Below are 509 nucleotides of genomic sequence, written 5' to 3'. Positions count from 1 at the left end.
GGGCCTAAACACCGCTTCACCGAAGGCGGGAACGCTGGAGGGGCCGGGAAGGCGGTGCTGGGAAGCGCGGTTGGACCGGGAGACATTCTGGGGATTGGGTGACGGTTGTGGCGTCGAGTTGACGTCGTGATCGTGATTTTGGTTCTCTTGCTTTTTGACATTGATGGATATCTGAAGAGATATGCGGGCGGTTCGGTCGTCATACGATCGAGAGACTTGCATATCGGCCTGGTAGCGAAAGCGATGATCCAGGTGTCAGCTTCACTGTTTGTCGGACTACTTCGGTAGAACGATGAACGGATGATTGCCTGCTGGAGACAGCAGGTGACAGATGTGCAAGGTTCGACGTCAAGAACCCTTTCGGGGGTTTCAACTTGAGAGTTTGATCCTGGCTCAGAACGAACGCTGGCGGCAGGCTTAACACATGCAAGTCGAGCGAGACCTTCGGGTCTAGCGGCGGACGGGTGAGTAACGCGTGGGAACGTGCCCTTCTCTACGGAATAGCCCCG

The 509-nt window shown here is 56.2% G+C and carries 1 rRNA gene (cut by a window edge); it reads left to right on the top strand.

Annotation, left to right across the window (positions count from 1 at the left end):
- Positions 1 to 370: 370 nt before the first annotated feature.
- Positions 371 to 509: ribosomal RNA gene (locus ACFQDM_RS19545) — 16S ribosomal RNA — on the top strand; it runs 1,334 nt beyond the window's last position.

This window comes from Ponticaulis profundi, from assembly GCF_042659465.1.
In the GTDB taxonomy this organism is placed as follows: Bacteria; Pseudomonadota; Alphaproteobacteria; order Caulobacterales; family Hyphomonadaceae; genus Ponticaulis; species Ponticaulis profundi.
The sequence above is the reverse complement of the archived record's forward strand: the minus strand, read 5'-3'. Positions and strand labels throughout refer to the sequence as shown.